The following is a 19,245-nucleotide window of genomic DNA, read 5'->3' as shown; positions in this document are numbered from 1 at the left end:
ATTGAATTAATTAGTCTCTCGACCAAATAATCTATCTAAAGTAATTGCTAATATTACTACACCTAAACCTGCTTCAAATCCAAGCCCTATATCTACTGTAGATAAAGAACGTAGGACTGGTTTTCCTAATCCACCTGCACCGATCATAGCAGCAATTACTACCATAGATAGAGATAACATAATACACTGGTTAATCCCCATCATAATTGACGGCATTGCTGCAGGCAATTCAACTTTAAATAACATTTGGAATGGAGTCGAACCAAAGGCACGTCCTGCCTCTTTTAATTCTTCATCCACCTGTTCTAATCCCAAATAAGTTAATCTAATTGGTGGAGCAATTGCAAATACAACTGTCGCTACAATTCCTGGTACAGTTCCTAAACCAAAGAACATTAAAGCTGGAATTAAATACACAAAAGGAGGAATTGTCTGCATAAAGTCTAAAATTGGACGAGTAATAATATCAATAATTTTACTTCTTGATTTCAAAACACCCATTGGAATTCCAATTACTAAACTAATTAAAACAGAAGTCATAATTGAAGCCAAAGTAGCAATCAATGGGTCCCACATTTCTAAATTCAACACTAATAGAAATCCTAAAACAGTTCCAATAGTTAATTTTATGTCCTTACGAATCAACCACGCAATTAAAGCAAATACTCCAATGAATAATAGCGGATGGCCAAAAGACAAAATTCCAATTAAACCATCCATTAAAGTTTTAATAAAAGCTGAAAAACTATCTAAAACCCCGCCGAAATTAGAAATAATAATATTAACTAACCATTCTACAGCATTTCCTAACGGTATCTTTTGAGTTAAAAAATCAATGATTGCCACTACAAAACCGCCTCCTTTTATTAACTTATCTCAATTATATGCTGCTGTTGGGGCTGAAAAGTAGCCCCAATATTATATTATCTACTTACTTAACTTCTCTGTTAAAACTTTTTGAGCATCTTTACCATCAACAGTTTTCATACCTTTAACCCATTCTTTAACTAAATCAGGATTATTATTAATCCATTCTTCTGCTACTTTCTTTGGGTCACGTTCTTTCTTCTGATATTCTAAAATCCAAGCACTTTGAATATCAGATGTTACTGCAAAATTCTCTAAGAACTTATAGAAGTGAGGACCCTCTTCTTTTAGCTCTGGTCGAGCAACTGAATAAACTACATCATTGCTACCCCAAATACCTTCTGGGTCTTTTAAATATTTGATATCATATTTCACATTCATCCAGTGCGGCTTCCAACCATTAAAGGCAATCCAGTCTTTATTAGCAGTTGCTTTTCCTACTGCAGCTAACATTGCAGCAGTACTACCTGTTGTTAATTCCCATTCCTTTAAGTTATAAGTATTGTTATCAATAGCATCTTTAATAATTTGATTACCATCATTCCCTGGTTCAATTCCTACTATTCGATTATCAAATTTATCTGCATGTTCTTGTAAATCAGCCATTGATTTAACTCCTGCTTCCCATACATACTTTGGTACTGCAGTCTGATATAGAGCTTCTGGTAAGTTAACTCTTACATTTTCCACAACGCCTTTTTCTTGATAAGGCTTAAAGTTAACTTTCATTGTTGGGTCCCAATTACCTAAAAATGCATCAATTTGATCTTTTTCCATTCCAGTAAATAGAACCTGCTGAGTATAAGAATCCATTGTTACTTTATAACCTAACTTTTCTAGTACATTTTTAGCAACATGCGTCTTCATTGTCACGCCCGGCCAATTAACATGACCAAATTTAATTTCAGTCATTTTTTTATCTTGTTTACTGCTTTCATTTTGTTCTGCTGTTTGTTGTCCTCCGCATCCTACAACTGTTAAAATTAGAAGTACACTTAATGCTGCAACTAATAAACTTTTAGACTTCTTTTTAAACATTTAATTTCCCTCCTGAATTATTTTTTAAACTACTTCTTCACTAGATAAATTAGATAATACAGAACTCTTAACAATAATACCTATCAATTTATTATTATCATTAACTACAGGTAATGGACAATCTAAATTAGCAATTTTAGAAAACAATTCATCCATATCCTCTTGCGGACTAGCTGTTGGTACTTCCTTTACAACTTCAGACAAGTCATCTTTACCTTTATTAACTAATTCTAAAACATCTTCCATTTTAACTATTCCTTGATACTGTCTATGCTTTCCTACTACAAAGATGCTAGAAATTTCTTCGTGTCTCATTTTATGCATTGCTGCGCGAGGACCATCTTGCTCTGAATAAACCATTGCTCGAGGTTTAATCATTGCATCTTTAGCATTTAATAAGCGACTACGATTAACATCTTTAACAAAGTCTCGCACATAATCATTTTCAGCATCAGTTAATATATCTTCGTGAGTTCCAACTTGTACTATTTCTCCATCCTTCATAATCGCAATTCGATCACCTAATTTTAATGCCTCATCTAAATCATGAGTGATAAAGATAATAGTCTTATTCATTTCATCATACAAGTCTAATAAATTATCCTGCATTTCTCTTTTGATTAATGGATCTAAAGCACTAAATGGCTCATCCATTAATAATACTTCTGGATCAACTGCTAATGCTCTTGCTAATCCAACTCGTTGCTGCATTCCACCACTTAATTCATCTGGGTGTTTTTGCTCCCACCCATCTAAGCCTACTTTTGCTAATGCATCTTCAGCTGCAGCTTTTCTAGTTTCTTCATCAACCCCTTGTATTTCTAAACCAAACTCAGTATTTTCCAATACAGTTTTGTGAGGAAATAGTCCGAAATTCTGAAATACCATTCCAAATTCTTCTCTCCGAAATTTACGTAGTTTTTCAGAATCTAAATCAGTAATATCTACTCCATCAACCTTTACAGTTCCCTCCGTTGGCTCAATCAAACGATTTAAACATCTAAGTAAAGTAGATTTACCACTACCAGATAATCCCATGATCACGAATATCTCTTGCTCGTCGACATCAAAATCAACATTGTTGACACCGACTGTTTGCCCCGTTTTCTCTAAAACTTCATCTTTTGCATGACCTTCTTCAACTAAATCTAGGGCTTTTTCTGGATTTGGCCCGAAAATCTTGGATAGACCTTCAACTTCAATTTTTGCCACTTTTCAACTACCCCCTTTTTTATTATCCATAGAAAAGGACTTTGAGAAACAATTTCATAAATCGTCCCAAAGTCCTAAATTTGCGCTGTTAAGCATTATACTTCACATTTGTTTGTTATCTATCTTCTATAAGTATTATAATAAATAAAATCGCTTTGTCAAATTTATACGGTGTAAAAATAGATTTTTACTAGTACAAATCCCTGATGAGGAATGAATCCAATGTCATATAATTGATAATTTTCCAATTGAGGGTTTAACTGTTTAGCCTCTCTAACATAGCATCTTAATTGGTTTAAAATATCAATTGAATCTAAACTTTCTACTTCTAAATAGCGATTTATCGTTAAAATTTTTCCTTTCATAACCAACTCCCCCATAAGAATAGTAATGAGTAACAAGTGATCAGTAATCAGTTAAAACCTTAAATTCAAAACCTAAAAATTATAATTAATCCTTTATCCTTTTCACTTTTTTCTTCTTACTCTTACATCATCATTCATAATCTACCATTGGCATTTATTCTTATTTGTTATTACACAGGCTTGGCAATGCCAAGCCTCTTACTTCTTACTCTTTACTCATTTCTCTTTACTGTTTACTCATCACTGTTTACTCATCACTGTTTACTCATCACTAATTCTTAAATTTACTGCATAGATTCTCAACTGCTTTTTTTTCTATCCTTGAAACATAAGAGCGAGAAATACCTAAACGACGGGCAATCTGTTTTTGTGTTCTTTTCTTGCCATCTCTGAGCCCATATCTCATTTCTAATACTTTCTTTTCGCGATAATTTAATTCCTCTAACTTTTTATATAATTTTTCTGATTCCAGAGTTAATTCTACCTGGTCATTAATCTCATTAATAGCAGTTCCCAAAATATCAATTAAGGTTATTTCATTACCTTCTTTATCTGCACCAATAGGTTCATACAAAGATTTTTCTTCTTTTTTTCGTTTTATCTTTCTTAAATGCATTAAAATTTCATTTTCAATACAGCGCGCAGCATAAGTGGTTAATCGTGCTTTTTTATTAACATCAAAAGTTTCAATTGCTTTAATCAACCCAATAGAACCAATTGAAATTAAATCTTCAGGGTCCACACCAGTATTTTCATATTTCTTCACAATATGAGCTACTAACCTCATATTATGCTCAATTAAAATTCGTTTTGCTTCTTCATCTCCATTATTTAAACGCTCTAAATACTTCTCTTTTTCTTCTTTAGATAATGGTTGGGGGAAGACTGTTCCACTTGAAATATATGAAATTAAGGTCATTAAACTATCAACTAATTTTGCTCCTAACTCAACTAAAAAAACAGGCACCATCAACTGACCACCTCCCGATAAAACACCTCTACTTTCATTTATATGAAAAATGGTCGCTAATTGTGCCTGTCCAAAGTAAATTATTCTTCAATTTTTATTATTTTTAAATCTAATTTTTCTTCTAAATCTCTAACTATCTTTAATACTTCAGGCTTTGTGCCAGGAGTTACTCGTAATTTCAATTTTCCCATTTCCCCCTCTGTACCTACTACTGTAACAGTAGCAAATCCTTCATAAGCTTTTAATACATTATTAGCAAAAGTTAACTGCCCATCTTCTTTCGTAACTTCTACTTCAATAATAGATGTATTATCCATTTTCATTTAACTCCTCAATTAAAGTTTTGATTTTAGTAACTAAAATATCCATTGCTACTTTATTATGTCCACCTTCGGGTATAATTACATCAGCATACTTTTTACTTGGTTCAACAAATTGCTGGTGCATTGGACGTACCATTTCTAAATACTGCTCAATTACTGAATCTACTGTTCTTCCACGTTCTTTCATATCTCTCTGTAAGCGGCGAATAAATCGTACATCATTATCAGTTTGAACAAATAACTTAATATCTAATAAATCTCTTAATTTTTCATTATCTAAAACTAAAATTCCTTCTAAAATAATTACTTCGCGTGGTTCAACAGTTATAGTTTCATCAGTTCTAGTATGTCGAGTAAAACTATAGACTGGTTTTTCTACTGCTTGATTGTCTAATAACTTTTGCAAGTGATCTATTAATAGCTCAGTATCAAAAGCAAAAGGATGATCATAGTTGGTCTTTTTTCTTTCTTCAAACTCTAAATGACTCTGATCTTTATAGTAAGAATCTTGCTGAATCAAGGCAATATTTTCTCTATCTAATTGTTCCATAATTGTTTTTGCCACTGTAGTTTTTCCTGATCCAGTTCCTCCAGCAATTCCTATCAAAACTGGTGCACTCATTAGTTATTCTCCCTTCCTTTTTCTCGTCTTACTAAATCATATTTATTAACTGCTTCTTTTACTTTAACCGTAATTAACTGCTTGGGATGGGGAGCTTCTGTAATGGTTAAACCATCCTCATTAACCATCGATTCAATCTCCTGTTCAAAAGTATCAGTTTCAGGGCCAAAAATCTCAACCTGATCCCCTTGGAAGAACTTATTCCGCACTTCAATCACTGCTTCTTTAGTCTCAGCATTATAATCATGGACTACTCCCATAAAGTCATACTGGCGAGAATACCCTGAAGTCTCATAGTTCTGTTCACTACCTCCTGGCGCTCCAAAATAAAAACCAGTTGTATAATGACGGTGACTAATCTTCTTCAATTCTGCTAGCCATTCTTCTTTAAAAGAATAATTGGCAGGGTTTTTAGCATACTCATCTAAAGCTCGCCGATAAACATTAGTTACAGTTGCAACATAATGTAAACTCTTCATCCGTCCTTCAATCTTTAAACTATCTAAACCAGTTTCTATCAACTTTGGAATGTGTTCAATCATACACAAATCTTTAGAATTAAAAATATAAGTACCTCGCTCATCTTCTTCAATAGGATAATATTCTCCTGGACGCTGTTCTTCCATTAATGTATACTGCCAGCGACAAGAATGAGCACAATTACCACGATTAGAATCGCGATCAATCATATAATTACTCAATAAGCATCTTCCTGAATAAGAAATACACATTGCGCCGTGCACAAATGCCTCCAATGATACATCAACTCGTTCATTAATTTCAGTCATCTCTTCTAGAGATAACTCGCGGGCCAAAATAATCCGCCCTGCCCCCTGCTGCTGCCAAAATTGCGCACTACGCCAATTAGTGTTATTAGCTTGAGTACTGATATGAATTTCTAATTCAGGTGCTACTTCCTGCACAATAGCAAAAATACCTGGATCGGCTACTATTACTGCATCAATTCCAGTCTCAGCTAAATTAGCTATATATTTATCTAAACCTTCTAAGTCTTGATTATGAGGAATTATATTGACAGTAACATAAACATCAACATCATGCTGATGAGCAAATTCCACTCCCTCTTCTATTTCCTCTAAACTAAAATTACCTGCTTTTTTACGCAAACCATAATTAGGTCCACCTAAATAAACTGCATCTGCTCCATACATTACTGCTACTTTCAACTTCTCTAAAGTCCCTGCTGGGACTAAAAGTTCCGGTAACTCCATTATTGCTCTCCTTTCTTTCTACTAATTGCAACTCCATCACCTAAGGGGATGATAGTTGAATCAAGTCTAGAACTATTCATCACTCGCTCTACATATTCCTTTAATCGCTTTGTCAATGTGCTATAACGAGGATGATAAAATCTATCATCAGCAATCATCCCTTTAAATAACACATCATCAGCTACAATTAATCCTCCATCTTTTACTAATCTTAAACTCTCGTCTAAATAATTCAAATACTGCCCTTTAGCAGCATCAATAAATATTAAATCAAATTCAGCTTCTAATTCAGGCATTATTTCTAAAGCATCGCCTTCTTTTAACTCAATATTATCATAACCAAATTGAGCAAAATTATCTCGGGCAGCTATAGCTTCTTTTTCTTTTAACTCAATAGTTACTATTTCCCCATCAAAATCTTGGGCCAACCACAAAGTAGAATACCCTACTGCTGCCCCTAACTCTAAAATTCTGTCTGCTCCACTAATTTTAACTAACAAATTTAATAGATTACCTACTTCAGGTTCAATAATTGGTAAATTACGCTGCTGGGACTGCTGGGCAACTTCCTGCAGTTCTTCATTTGTTTCCGCTTGACTTTCACGCAAATAATCTATAATCCAATCCTGAACTATATTACTCACTCTATGTCACCTCATTTTGAACTATCATCTAAGTTATTTTGTATTTTTAAATGTTCACGATAAGTTTTGCTAAACTTATGCTCTCCCCCACCTACTGCTACATAGTATAAATAATCTGTATCTGCTGGCTGCAAAGCTGCTTTAATTGCTTTTATACCAGGATTATTAATTGGCCCTGGCGGTAAACCGTAATTCAAATAGGTATTATAAGGAGAATCAACTTTCAAATCACTATATAATAAACGGGCCTTACGCTGAGGCAAGATATATTGAATAGTAGCATCAATCTGTAATTTCATTTCACGATTTAAACGATTATGAATCACACTTGAAATTACAGGGAATTCATTTTCTAATTGGCCCTCAGCTTGTATTAAAGAAGCAATAGTAATTATTTCTTGCACATAATACTCACTCTCTTTAATTTTAGACTTTAAACTCTTAATTTGTTCCTGAAATTGTCTTAGCATAATTTTAATTACTTCTTTAGCAGAACTACCATAAGGTATACGATAGGTATTAGGGAATAAAAAACCTTCTAATTGATAAAGAATATCTTCTTCAGCTTGTACATTTAAATCTAAAAAATTAAGCTCACTAGTTTTCGCCAACTTTAAAAACTTTTCTCTTTCAATTCCCTTTTTTTCTAATATATAAGCTATATTTTCTATAGTTGCCCCTTCTGGAATAGTCAACTTATAATCAGCCATTTCTCCTGTTACTAATTTATCTACAATTTGAGGCAAAGTCATCATAGAACTCAAACGATAATGACCTGCCTTTACTTGAGAAGCAACTCCTTTAAATCTTACATATACTTCAAATACTAGAGGGTCAATTATTATATCATTTTTACTAAGTTGATTAGATATCTCATTGATATTACTGCCAGGCTCAATATGAATGATCTTTTCAACTTTGTCATCTAAAAGTTCACCTGCTGGTTGTAACAACATTAATCCATAATAAAATAATATAAAACTAAACAGTAGTACCAAGAGACTAATTACCATTTTTTTAACAACGTTAAGCACTGGCATTTTATTACATCCCCTCTAAATAAATTTCCTCTCTTTATTATAATTAAAATTATCAGATTAAGCAAATAATAAAAAATTCCCTTAGGCTGAACCCAAGGGAATTTTATCAAGCAATTTCTTCTAACAGAGTTCCATCTTTTACATGAATATTTGCCCTATCAATTACAGTAATCACTACTGCTTTAAACTCTCTCACTTCGATAATTACAGCCAAGTTATGTTCTTGGTCAATAATTGCAACTTCTTCTCCCGTATCATTATATTCTAATAGCTTGTCTTCTAAGCTGAGAATTATGGCCACTACTAACTCTTGATCTATTTCTCGTTCTTCCATTCTTTCTTTGGCATGGGTTGTCCCTTCAATTCTAAAGTACTGATCATCAAGATAGGTTTCGTTTAATAACAATTCAACCCCCTCCCTCGTCTTCTTTATTAACAGTATTCACTTCTTTACTCAATTCTATACTAAATTTCGGAGGAGGATAATGCTAATTTTTACTATCCGATTAAATTATTCTTCATATTGAGCTTCAAGTTCTTCCTGTAATCTCACTAATTCATCTTCATCTACTACAGGTTCATAAATCCGCTCTTCATTCTCATCTTCAGTAATCTTTAAAGCATATCCTTCTCCATTCTCATGATCTTCTTCTGGTAATAAAATTAGATAAGATATCTCTTCTAACTCTACTACAGTTACAATTTGATAAATTGCTTCGCTACCATCATGTTCTTCTAGAATTACGATTCCTTCTTCTTCATTAACTACTTTAATCTGTCCTTCTCTTTCTGCCATTAAAATCACCTCAAGTATAAGTATTAATTGTAATTTTAATTGACCTTAACATTATTATCTAAAATCCTAATTTTTACTATCTAAATAATTCTGCAAAATTACAACTGCAGCCATTTTATCAATTACATCTTTTCTTTTAGCTCGACTCATATCTGCTTCGATTAAAGTCTTTTCAGCAGCACTAGTTGATAATCTTTCATCCCACTTTTTAACTGGAACCTCAACTTTTTCTTTTAATTGTTCTATAATTCCTAATACCTTTTTAGCTCGGGGACCTAAAGAGCCATTCATATTTTTAGGGAGCCCAATCACTATTTCATCTACATTATATTGTTCAACTAATCCCTCTATATATTCTAATTGTTCTTTAGTTGAATCAAATTCAAGTACTGTCTTACCTTGCGCAGTTAATTCTAAGGGATCACTTAATGCTACCCCAGTTTTCTTATCACCAATATCTAAGCCCATAATTCTCATCAACATTTCACTCCTTAACCGGTTCCACTACTATTAATTTTACTCCATATTTAAATTGTGGTAAATTAACTTGATTACTAGGACTAATTTTATAATTAGCTACTTCACTCATATTATCTAATAAACTTTTGACATTTGCAACCTTTTTCCCTAAAATTTCATCAATTAATTCTACTTGCTTCAAAGTCCCAACTACTTCCCCTGTGCTTATTACCTTAATCTTTAACTTTTCATCAGTTATCTCTTTTATTTGCATATCTTTAATCTTAATTTTATCAGAGTATAATTTAAATTCAACCCCTAACTGCTGATTATAGTCTGCTAAAGCAAGGTCTTTAAGAGCTGATTTCCTAATTGCAAAAGCAACTGCATTAGTTTCTCCATGAATGATGACTTTAGAAGCTAAATCTCCTGCTTCATTTTGAGCTTGTAGCCTTTGTCCTTGCAATTTTAGGCGTTCAGCAAAATAAATCATCTCTGCTTCAAATTTCTTTTTTAATTCTTGATTAGCTTTCTGTTTCAATTCTTTTTTAGCTTTTTTTAAAGCCCTTTTAATATCTCCAGCAGTAATTTGTTTTAATGATTTATTCTTCCCACCTGTTGTTTTTTCTGGATTAAACAATTTAACTGCATATGACTTATCAGCAAATTCCACAATTCGACCACTACTTACATTAGCAGTCTGCCCCTTATTAATAGCTCGAATATTAACTTCTTCTTTCCCAGCCTGAGCTCCAACTACTACCCCCATCATTTTCTCAACCTCTATCTTAGGTACTACTGCTTGAGCCAAAGTTTTATATTTAATACCATTTCTAGTAGCAATAACTGTTCCGGCAGGAATTATAATTTCTTCCTTAGTATTATTAATAAATGTCACTACTCCTGTCGCATATTCTACTCCTACACTTTTTTCTCCTGTCGCATCTACTTGAGTAGTAGTCTTTAATTTAATCTCTTTTTTTATTAATGCTAACTGTTGGGTTCTAAAATTCACTTCTTTTTCTTCTAAATCAGCAATAAAATTACTCACTACTTTTTTATCTTTTATAACCGGAGTGACTTTAATTGTAACTATTGGCAGAGTAAAATAAAAATACCCTGCTCCTAAAATTACAGAAAAAATCAGAAATAAGAATACTTTAACTAATTTATTACCTTTAGATTTGAGTTTGAAGTTTTGTTCTGATTTAGTACTCACTAATAAATCTTCTTTAGGTTCATCTACTCCTTTATCTGTTTTAAACTCTTCTAAATTATCATAAACTTCAAATCCTACTCCTCCTAATAAATTTTTAACCTTTTTAATATTAGTAATAAAGATTAATTCTTTTTCAGCTCGATTAGCATACTTTCTAACTAATTCAATATTAACCTGTCCAATAAAAATAGAAGAACGTTGATGAATTATAATTATTATTTGTTCTTCATCTATACCCTGCAATTTTTCTAAAAAAGACTTTAAAGATTCTTCCGGGTCAATATATATCTTGCTATATTCCTTCATTTTTCCCCTCTCCTAGCTAAACAAAATTAGAAACTAGTTTTTCTAAGAAATTTCCTTCGTGACTAGACTGCACCATAGCTGCCTGTAACGCTAAACTTTTCGGAGTTACATTTTCAGTACTATCTTTTAAATTAACTCTATCTTCAATCCCTTTAATATCACTAGCAGTTAATAAGTTTATTTCTGGAGTTTTAAAAAAAGGTAATTCTTCATATAGTTCACGTTCTTTAATTCCTTCTTTTAAATTAGCTAAGGAACTTCCACCACCGCACAAATATATTTTTTGCGGTAATGCCTCAGAATTAGCTAATTTAGATAGAGCTACTTCAATTCCTTCAGCTAATAATTTAATATCGTTTTTTAAGGTAGTATCAATTTGGTCTCTACCTTCTTTAACCTTTCCTTGCGAGTACTTTAACTTTAAATCTTCAGCTTGAGTAAGAGAAATATTAAAATGCCGGGCCAAACTTTTTGTGAAATTCCGTCCCGCTAAACTGAACATTTTTGTACCTTCGATTCCTCCATTCCTCACCAAAGCAATATCCGTCGTTCCTCCTCCAATATCAATTACTATAGCCCCAAATTCATAAGCTTCATTACTCATAATACTTTTAGCAATTGCAAAGGGTTCAGCAATAATACCTGCCAGTCTATAACCTAAACGCGTAGCAATCGTCTCTAATGCGCTCACATGTACTAAAGGAGCAAAGGTATTAAACACAGTTACTTCTAAATTCTTACCCTGAAATTTTTCCGGATTACTCACTTTGTAGCCATCTATTTTAATTTCTACCACAGAAGAGTTAACTAATTCTACTTTTATATTTTCTAAACCTATATCTGCTAATAACTTTTTCTTAGCAGTAGTTAATGACTCTTCTTGTACTTGATGAACTAGATTATCAATTTCTTTTCTCTGCAACCTCTTCGTAGAAATAGTTCGTTTTTTACTTACTTTATTAACTACTCCTTTAACAAATTCCCCTGCAATCCCAATTACTACTTCATTAACTTCTACTTCAGCCATTGCTTTAGCCTCTTCAATGGCCTCATAACAACGTTTAATCACCTCTTCTATATCAGATATTGCTCCGCCTTCCATATTAGAATAATCTTGTTTTACTTTTCCAAACCCAATTATTTCTCGCACTTCATCATTATTAAATCTAACAATTAAAGCTTTGACAAATTCAGTGCCAATATCTAAAGCAACTCGATATTGATAATCACTATTTTTAGTCCCAGTAAATAGATCTCGCAAAATAGATAATATTTTAATCACCTACCTCTCCTTTTACATTATTATACATTAAATATTTATTTCCTTCTTTTGGAAAATAAATTTGTAGTAAAACTAAGTATACTAAAGTAAACACAGGCACTAATAATAAAGTAGCTACTACCACTACTCCCGAATCATTAACTACTCCTGCAGCCAAACTCCCCCATAATAAAGCTTTAAATCCTGCTGTAAAATAGGGATATTCACTGATTAGTTTAGCAGTTAATCCGCGCGGATGTTTAAATAACACTACCAGAATAAACACAAAAGCTAATAATACTTTCGTCCAAATTGTCCATTCTAATAACCGCAAATTAATAGCTAGCTTTCGTTTGATTACTGTTACTAAAACTCCCAAACCACTCTGCTGTAATTGCAAAAATAAACGAGTAAAATGGCTCTTTGCACCCGTGCTAAGATCAAAAACTAAAATACTAAAAATAATTATAGCGCCTCCACAGAAAATTTTAATTATAGTTTTAAGCTTAAAACTACAATCATTTAAATAATAATAACTCAATAAAACAGTAAATACAGAAGCAAGAAGTCCCCCAAAATTTGCTCCTAAGTCAGGAGCAGCAATAGTTACGATTAATATTAAAGATACGCCAATTAGTATTTTATTATTAACTTTTTTTCTTAATTCAAAAAACAGGGTCAACAGTACTATAGTTATACCAATTAAGAGCCCCATATATTCATTACCCAAACCATAGTACCGAGCTCCAATAACTGGAGAATAACCTAAAATAGATACTTTTAATAAGTTACCCCCGCTCCATAAGTCAATAATTAATATTCCAGCAGTTAAAATATTAGGCAAAATTATAGCTAATAGACTTTTTTTACTAAATAATTTAAAACTTAAACTAACACCAATTAAACTACCACTAATCCATAACAAGTGAGTGAAAAAAAGAGAAAAATGAGTGAAGAATTTAGAGAAAAGAAAAAACAACGGTAACCAATTAATAAGCAAAATTGTATAAAGTAAGAAGTTTTGAACTATTTGTCTTCTGCTTTTAAAAATTAAACTTAGAGCAACTAAAACTAAAATTATAATCTGTAAAGCAATAAACTCTTTAACTACTAACGGTCGCCAAGAAAAAATAGTTTGTATCTTTTGCTCTAATCTATTTAAATAATGGATTTTATTAGCAGTAGCAGTAGTGATTATAGGTTGGCCTGTAAACTGCAATTGAGGTTCAGTTAGCAAATAATTATAAATGCTTGGTAAAATATCTAAATTAGTCATTAACCCTAATTGCTTAGTAGTTCCAGAAGAAAGCAATCCAGCTTTAATATTAGGACCAGCAACCAAAGTCCAACTCAATTTGTATCCCTGCTGCATATATTTTTTAGCTGGCGTAGGCACTAGGACAATTAAGTAGTTCTTAGTTAAGTCAAGTTCAGCTTTAATCTCTCCTAACAGCTTATCTACTCTAGTAATTGATTTCTCTTTTGCTTGACTAAACCTATCAGGCAGTAACTTGTTCTTGACTGCTTCTATTCGAGAAGTAGTACCAGATTCTACAATTATTAAATCATTATTGTTCAAATACTCTTTAAACTTAGCAACTATATAACTTTTGTTTGTTAAATACAAAGAAGGATATCGGCTCACCAATAAATTACTTTGGTGGCCAATATCCCCCTGTTTAATCACTCCATATTTATTTATCCCAAGTAATGCTACTTGACGTCGGTAACTGCTGCCAGTATCCGCATTACCTAACACAGCTATTTTTAAATTATGTCGAGCCAAAACAGTACCTAAGTTACCTACTTGAGCCTGATAAGAACTATAACGATTGGCCCGTTTTAGTTGGGCTAAACTAAGATTTACAATTGCAGCTGAGTCATCTAACTGCCCTATGCGGCGGTGATAAATGTCTTCAACTGCACTATTCTGCCATTTTTCGTAGCGATTAAAACTATGTTTTCCGACCGAACTCCCACAAGCTCGGTCACCACTAGCAATAGTTAAATAGGTATCTACTGGTTCTAAATGGTCTGCAGTTTTAGCATTCATCAATCCTACAGCTCCCTCTGACATTAATTGTCTTAAATGAGGAGCCTCAACCTTTTGCCATTCCTGCCAGCTAACTCCATCAACAATAAATAATACTACCTTATTAGCAGCTACTATCCTGCCAGCCCAAACAATAATTAACAGCAATACTATTAGGAAGACTCTCTTTTTCATTACATCACTCCAAGCTATTTGTCTAAATAACTTCGAACTAACTCTTCAACCATCTCATCGACTTCAAATTGCCTAATCTTACTTCGTGCATCCTTATGGCTAGTAATATAAGTAGGATCTCCAGATAAAATATAACCTACAATTTGATCAATTGGATTATAGCCTTTATCTTCTAAAGCCTCATAAACCTCTTGCAAGACTTCAGAAATTTCACTTTCTTCTTCCTTATCAAGTTTAAACATCATTGTTTTATCACTCATTGGCGTCACCTCGATTTTCAATAGTAGTCTTCCTAATTTATTTATTCTTTATACGCAATTATTTTCCTGTATTAAATCTTATTCAACTTCAGCAATTACTTCTTTTGCTTTATCTAAAGCAGCAGATAATTTCTCAGGTTTACTACCACCAGCTTGGGCCATATCAGGACGACCTCCGCCGCCACCACCAGCTACTTGAGCAACTTCAGAAATAATACTACCAGCTTGATAACCTTCATCTACTAAATCAGCAGTAACTTTAGCTACAAATAGCACTTTATTAGGCAACTTAGAACCTAGGATGACAATTCCTGAATCAAGTTGATTAGCAAGATTATCTCCCATTTTTCTTAAGCCTTCAGCATCTAAATCTTCAACACTATCTAAAATAACATTAACTCCATTAATCTCTTCTGTATCACCAATCAAATCATTAGTTTGAGCAGCAGCAAGTTTATCTTTCAAACTAGTAATTTCTTTCTCTAAATCTTTAACCTCTTCTTGTAGATTATCAATTTTATCTAATAACTCATCGGGCGTACCTTTTAATTTAGCAGCAGCTTCAGAAATTAAATCTTCACGCTGTTGCACATAATTTAAAGCTGACTGTCCAGTTACTGCTTCAATTCTTCTCGTCCCAGCAGCAACACCAGATTCATTTATAATTTTAAATAAGCCAATTTCTCCTGTAGCATCAATATGAGTCCCCCCACACAATTCACTACTATAATCACCTACAGTTACTAACCGTACTTGTGAACCATATTTTTCACCAAATAACGCTACTGCTCCTTTTTCTTTTGCCTCATCTAAAGACATTAAATCTACATTAACTTCTAAATTTTCCTGAACCCGATGATTAATTCTGTTTTCGATCTCTCTTACTTCCTCTTCAGTTACAGCTTCAAAGTGAGAAAAATCAAATCTTAAACGTTCAGGAGTAACTGAAGAACCAGATTGATTGACATGATCTCCTAATACGTCCTTTAACGCTTGATGTAGAAGGTGAGTTGCCGTATGATTTTTAGCTGTAGCCTTTCTTAACCGATCATTAATCTCAGCTATAACTTTAGAAGCTACTTTGATTTGACCCCCAGTTACTTCTACTTCATGCACTGTTAATTCAGCAATTTCAACTGTATCTAAGACTTGAGCTTGACCTGTTTCAGTCTTAATAATTCCTTGGTCTCCTATTTGCCCTCCACTTTCAGCATAAAAAGGAGTCTTATCTAATACAATTCTTGCTTTATCACCTTCACTTATCTTTTCTACTTCCTCTTCATCTTGCACAATGGAATTAATCTCAGTCTCTAATTCAAATTCCTCATAACCTACAAAATCTACTTCACCGACATCATCTTTTATATCTTTAAATAGTTCTAACTCACTATGACCTTGATCATGGTCTTCTCTAGCTTCTCGAGCTCTCTGGCGCTGTTCTTGCATGGCTGATTCAAATCCACTTTCATCAATCGTAAAGCCATGTTCAGCAGCAATTTCAGCCGTTAACTCTTTAGGAAATCCATAAGTATCATATAAAGTAAATACCTTTTGTCCAGGAATTTCTGCTACATCTTTCTCTTTTAGCTCAGCAATAATATCTTCTAGAATATTCATTCCCTGGGCCAAAGTTTTTTGAAAACGTTTTTCTTCTTGTTTTACTATTTTTTTAATCTGTTCTTCTTTATCTTCTAATTTAGTATAGTGTTCACCCATAACCTCAACTACTAGCGGTACAATAGTATGCAAGAAAGGAATTTCTAAATCTAATTCTTTAGCATAACGCACAGCTCGTCTTAATAATCTCCGTACTACATAACCACGGCCCTCATTAGACGGTAAAGCTCCATCTCCAATTGCAAAAGTAACACTTCTAATATGGTCAGCAATTACTTTCACTGCTATATCTGCCTGCTCTTCAGCTCCATACTCTACATCACAATTATCTGTAATATAGTTAATTAAAGGCTGAAATAAATCAGTTTCAAAATTACTTTCTACATCCTGTAATAATGATGCTAAACGTTCTAAGCCAACTCCTGTATCAATATTCTTTTGTGGCAAATCTAAGTATTCTCCATCTTCAGTCTTATTATATTGAGTAAAGACAAGATTCCAAACTTCTAGATAACGGTCACATTCGCAGCCTAATTCACAACCTTCATCACAGCCATATTCTATACCCCGATCATAATGAATTTCAGAACAAGGTCCACACGGGCCAGTTCCTATTTCCCAAAAGTTCTCATCTTTCCCCATTCTAACTATTCTATCTTTAGGAACTCCTATTTTTTCATGCCAAATTTTAAAAGCCTCGTCATCATCTTTATAAATAGAAATCCAAAACTTACTCTCATCTAAACCTAATTCATCTTTTAAAAATTCATAGCCCCATCTAATCGCCTCTTCTTTAAAATAATCTCCAAAAGAGAAATTTCCTAACATTTCAAAAAATGTTTGATGGCGGGCCGTCTTTCCTACATTCTCAATATCATTAGTCCTAATACACTTCTGAGAAGTAGCAATTCTTCTTTTAGGCGGAGTTGCACTGCCATCAAAATATTTCTTAAAAGGAGCCATGCCAGCATTAATCCATAATAAAGTAGGATCATCTTGCGGAACTAACGGAGCACTAGGTAAAATTTTATGATCTTTACTTGCAAAAAAATCTAAAAAATGTTGTCTAATTTCACTACTATTCATCTTTTTCTGAGCCTGCTTATAAAAACCTATGCAAAACTATACATAGACCACAATCATACAGGATTAGATCGTGTTAGGTATAATCGTTTGATTATAATCTTCCCTACTGCCCTTAATATTTACAATATCAAGGTACTAGAAAGATACAGGTGTTACCCGTCCCTGAATTTTACATTCTAGGCAAAGTCCTTTCTCTATGTGGTGCTTTGCCCTATCTAAACTATTGGAAAATTGATTCTTTTAATCAAGTTATAATTATTAAGCAATTTCCAACAATCTTTTCCTGTATCTAGAATATGCATAGTCCTTGCTATAAGCAGGATTTTCACCACCTTCCTTTTTAATAGTTTTAATCAAAGTTTTAATTAAATAATCAATCTTACCCCATTTAGACCATTGGGAACTAGAAATAAAATTCGTGAGTTTAACTCTGTTTAAATAACTACTCATAACTTGGATTAATTGTTTTGGAATTCGTTCATTAAAACCTAAAGCCCTTCTGCCAATTACTAATGCAGCAGAATTATGAACACTTATCCCAAACTGATGCTGGTATTTATATTTGCCAATGATGCTAGTAAAGGCAGGGTTAACTTTAATAACTTCTATTCCTTCACGTTTACATCCCCTCTCTAAAAAAGTTAACAATTTCCTATATACAAATTGATGCGAAATCCTCTCAAATTTCTTATTTCCATACCTGTTGCGTTTAAATTCCAAATCTTCAATTGCTACTGAATATCCTTTATTTTTAATAAATTCAACTACTTCTTTTGCTAATTCACCACAAAGATTAGTCCGCCTATTACCTTTAGCAGAAGTTAATTCAGGATTGGTTATACATTTATGCCATTTATAATTACCTTCTTGGTCAAGACAAGTTAAAGCAAAACCATCTGGGTTAGTGTCTATTCCTATAATTCCTACTTGTTCAGGATTAGCAGATTTAATTTCTGGCGTTTTCTCTTCAATAGTTATATGAGCATAATATTGATTATCCTTACGAATAACTTCTACATAATACGGTTTCTCTTTGTTAACAGCTTCTAAGACCATACTTTTATAATCTCTACCGTTAATTTCACCCTCTAAATTCTCTTTTTGCGGTAAATAAAGAGGGAGTTTAATATACTCATATCTACTATTAGTCTTTTTGACACTAGTATTAATCCTTAAAAAGATGTTATCCTCTTTATCTAAAACAATTCGCGTATTGAGATTACCTTTTTTAGTCTTATCTCCGCGAGAACAGAATTTATTGTTACGAAGTTCTTTCCATTCTTGATTAGAAATCTTACCTTCACACCTAGCTTTATAATTTTCTTTACCACCAAAAATAACTTTAGGAATAGTACCTTCATCTAAATGTTTTTTATATTCTTCTAACTTTCGCTGATATTTATCCAGCTTTGTTTTTAAAGCATGGATTTTTTGTTTGCATTTTGCTCTTTTTAATTCCTGCTTAACCTGTTTAACCTTAGATTTATAATTATTGTGATATTCTTTTACTAATTCCTTTTGCGAAGATATAATGTTATCTGCTTTCATAACTGCATCTTTCGCATATCTAGAGTTAAGTTTATATTTACTCTGTAGTAATTTCTCTAAATCCCCTTTATTCATTGGATCATAAGCATCAGGCTTTCTACGATTAAAAGCAAATCTGATTGCTGAAGAAAATCTAAGCATAAGGTTATCAAG

Annotated in this window: 19 protein-coding genes; all 19 read right to left on the bottom strand. The window is 32.8% G+C overall.

The features are described from left to right. Positions 1-6: 6 nt before the first annotated feature. Positions 7-846, bottom strand: coding sequence for an ABC transporter permease (locus JOC47_RS04455; protein WP_204700789.1), 840 nt, complete (start codon positions 844-846; stop codon positions 7-9). A gap of 81 nt (positions 847-927) precedes the next feature. After that, positions 928-1,905: an ABC transporter substrate-binding protein gene (locus tag JOC47_RS04450; RefSeq protein WP_204700788.1), complete on the bottom strand. Its 978-nt coding sequence runs from the start codon at positions 1,903-1,905 to the stop codon at positions 928-930. A gap of 24 nt (positions 1,906-1,929) precedes the next feature. Then, a complete protein-coding gene (locus JOC47_RS04445; protein WP_204700787.1) occupies positions 1,930-3,117 on the bottom strand; it encodes a quaternary amine ABC transporter ATP-binding protein in 1,188 nt (395 codons plus the stop codon). Positions 3,118-3,281: 164 nt separating this feature from the next. After that, on the bottom strand, positions 3,282-3,482 hold the full coding sequence (locus JOC47_RS04440; protein ID WP_204700786.1) for a hypothetical protein: 201 nt from the start codon (positions 3,480-3,482) through the stop codon (positions 3,282-3,284). A gap of 271 nt (positions 3,483-3,753) precedes the next feature. Next, the gene (sigK, locus tag JOC47_RS04435; protein WP_204701056.1) at positions 3,754-4,452 is read right to left on the bottom strand and encodes an RNA polymerase sporulation sigma factor SigK; all 699 of its coding nucleotides are present in this window, start codon (positions 4,450-4,452) and stop codon (positions 3,754-3,756) included. A gap of 80 nt (positions 4,453-4,532) precedes the next feature. Then, the gene (locus JOC47_RS04430; protein WP_204700785.1) at positions 4,533-4,769 is read right to left on the bottom strand and encodes a DUF4911 domain-containing protein; all 237 of its coding nucleotides are present in this window, start codon (positions 4,767-4,769) and stop codon (positions 4,533-4,535) included. Continuing rightward, positions 4,762-5,397, bottom strand: coding sequence for a uridine kinase (gene udk / locus JOC47_RS04425; RefSeq protein ID WP_204700784.1), 636 nt, complete (start codon positions 5,395-5,397; stop codon positions 4,762-4,764). The genes JOC47_RS04430 and udk overlap by 8 nt, the downstream gene beginning before the upstream one ends. After that, positions 5,397-6,629, bottom strand: a complete 1,233-nt coding sequence (locus JOC47_RS04420) for a peptidase U32 family protein (protein ID WP_204700783.1) — start codon at positions 6,627-6,629, stop codon at positions 5,397-5,399. The genes udk and JOC47_RS04420 overlap by 1 nt, the downstream gene beginning before the upstream one ends. After that, entirely contained in the window at positions 6,629-7,273 is a 645-nt protein-coding gene (locus JOC47_RS04415; RefSeq protein ID WP_204700782.1) for a class I SAM-dependent methyltransferase, read from the bottom strand. Before JOC47_RS04415 ends, JOC47_RS04420 begins: the two co-directional genes overlap by 1 nt. Positions 7,274-7,284: 11 nt before the next feature. Further along, positions 7,285-8,313, bottom strand: a complete 1,029-nt coding sequence (mltG, locus tag JOC47_RS04410; protein ID WP_204700781.1) for an endolytic transglycosylase MltG — start codon at positions 8,311-8,313, stop codon at positions 7,285-7,287. Positions 8,314-8,419: 106 nt separating this feature from the next. Further along, entirely contained in the window at positions 8,420-8,719 is a 300-nt protein-coding gene (locus JOC47_RS04405; protein ID WP_204700780.1) for a DUF4258 domain-containing protein, read from the bottom strand. A gap of 105 nt (positions 8,720-8,824) precedes the next feature. After that, a complete protein-coding gene (locus JOC47_RS04400; RefSeq protein ID WP_204700779.1) occupies positions 8,825-9,109 on the bottom strand; it encodes a DUF1292 domain-containing protein in 285 nt (94 codons plus the stop codon). A 66-nt stretch (positions 9,110-9,175) separates the two neighbouring features. Further along, positions 9,176-9,586, bottom strand: coding sequence for a Holliday junction resolvase RuvX (gene ruvX / locus JOC47_RS04395; RefSeq protein WP_204700778.1), 411 nt, complete (start codon positions 9,584-9,586; stop codon positions 9,176-9,178). A gap of 7 nt (positions 9,587-9,593) precedes the next feature. Continuing rightward, positions 9,594-11,093 (bottom strand): baseplate J/gp47 family protein, encoded by a 1,500-nt coding sequence (locus JOC47_RS04390; protein ID WP_204700777.1) that lies wholly within the window; start codon positions 11,091-11,093, stop codon positions 9,594-9,596. A gap of 16 nt (positions 11,094-11,109) precedes the next feature. Continuing rightward, positions 11,110-12,375 carry a cell division FtsA domain-containing protein gene (locus tag JOC47_RS04385; protein WP_204700776.1) on the bottom strand — a complete coding sequence of 422 codons (1,266 nt, stop codon included), beginning with the start codon at positions 12,373-12,375 and terminating at the stop codon, positions 11,110-11,112. Further along, positions 12,368-14,581 (bottom strand): hypothetical protein, encoded by a 2,214-nt coding sequence (locus JOC47_RS04380; RefSeq protein WP_204700775.1) that lies wholly within the window; start codon positions 14,579-14,581, stop codon positions 12,368-12,370. Before JOC47_RS04380 ends, JOC47_RS04385 begins: the two co-directional genes overlap by 8 nt. A gap of 14 nt (positions 14,582-14,595) precedes the next feature. Beyond that, entirely contained in the window at positions 14,596-14,841 is a 246-nt protein-coding gene (locus JOC47_RS04375) for an IreB family regulatory phosphoprotein (RefSeq protein ID WP_204700774.1), read from the bottom strand. Between the two features lie 78 nt (positions 14,842-14,919). Beyond that, the gene (alaS, locus tag JOC47_RS04370) at positions 14,920-17,544 is read right to left on the bottom strand and encodes an alanine--tRNA ligase (protein WP_204700773.1); all 2,625 of its coding nucleotides are present in this window, start codon (positions 17,542-17,544) and stop codon (positions 14,920-14,922) included. A gap of 258 nt (positions 17,545-17,802) precedes the next feature. After that, on the bottom strand, positions 17,803-19,245 hold a 1,443-nt coding region (locus tag JOC47_RS04365; protein WP_204700772.1), incomplete at its 5' end, for an SSO2105 N-terminal domain-containing protein.

It is taken from the genome of Halanaerobacter jeridensis (assembly GCF_016908315.1).
Classification (GTDB): Bacteria; Bacillota; Halanaerobiia; order Halobacteroidales; family Halobacteroidaceae; genus Halanaerobacter; species Halanaerobacter jeridensis.
This window is presented reverse-complemented; position numbering and strand designations above follow the sequence as displayed.